The organism is Pseudoduganella sp. RAF53_2, from assembly GCF_052113985.1.
GTDB lineage: Bacteria > Pseudomonadota > Gammaproteobacteria > Burkholderiales > Burkholderiaceae_D > Rugamonas.
In genome coordinates, this window is record NZ_JBFRDW010001031.1 from 1 (window position 1) to 1,233 (window position 1,233).

Consider the following 1,233-nt stretch of genomic DNA (forward strand, 5'->3'; position numbering starts at 1 on the left):
GGTGTATAGCAACGCGGCCGTTAACCTAACGGGCAACGGCGCGGATAACAGCCTGGTTGGCAATGCTGCCAACAATAGCTTGCTAGGCGGTGCTGGAAACGACTACCTGGACGGCCGTACAGGCAATGACACAATGGACGGCGGCTCGGGAAACGATACGCTAAACGGCGGTAGTGGCCTAGACAAGATGTCTGGAGGGGCCGGGGATGATACGTACTACGTGGATAGCACGGGCGACGTCGTAATGGAGGTTGCCGAGGAGGGAATTGATTCCGTGATTTCGAGCGCAACCTCTTTCGCTCTGCCTAACGGCATTGAAAACCTAACAAGCATTGGGGCGGCTCCATTTAAAGGAATAGGGAATTTACTGGACAATCATCTGACCGGAGGCACAGCGGATGATACTTTATTTGGTGGCGGCGGTAACGACGTATTAGACGGACGCGGTGGTAAGGACACAATGGATGGCGGTGATGGCGACGATGTTTATTACGTCGATTCACTTGCAGATGTAGTTCTGGAACAGTCGTCCGCAGGTACAGATAAAGTCTTAACCTCACTCGAGGCATACACCTTAGGCGCAAACATAGAGCGCTTGCAGTATGGCGGAGTTAATTCTTTTGTCGGAGCTGGAAATGCGCTGGACAACACATTGGTGGGGGGCGTTGGAAATGATACGTTGGCTGGTGGTGACGGCAGCGATTTGCTATGTGGCGGAGGCGGTAAAGATGTAATTGATGGCGGGGCCGGAAACGACATTCTAGAAGTATCAGGGCGATTCAAGGATTACACGTACTCACTTTCCACGAATTCGAATCTGCATCTGATGAGTTCCATCACAGGTGAAAGTTTGACTGTGCAGAATATCGAGTCAGTCAGGTTCCAAGATGGGTTATGGTCAACGGCAGACATTGCTAAAACCATTAGTAGTGGTGTCCACCTTATCGGGACTGCGGCACACGACCTTCTGGATGGAGGCAGCGGCGCCGATATGATGGAAGGGCTAGCCGGTGATGACACTTACGTAGTCAATAACCTGGGTGACACGGTGGTTGAGCAAGCCGAATCGGGGCACGATATAGTTTCACTCCAGATTGTCGGCGATGACATCACTTATGCATTGCCAAGTCAGGTCGAAGACGCAGAGATTTTTGGCGCATCACGTATCAACTTAGTGGGTAATGCGCTCGACAACCGTTTGTTTGGTAATGACGCCAACAACCAGATGAGTGG

Annotated in this window: 1 protein-coding gene; it reads left to right on the forward strand. The window is 51.7% G+C overall.

From position 1 onward, the window contains the following. A partial coding sequence (locus AB4Z11_RS32075; protein WP_442030269.1) for a calcium-binding protein occupies positions 1–1,233 on the forward strand: 1,233 nt, incomplete at both ends.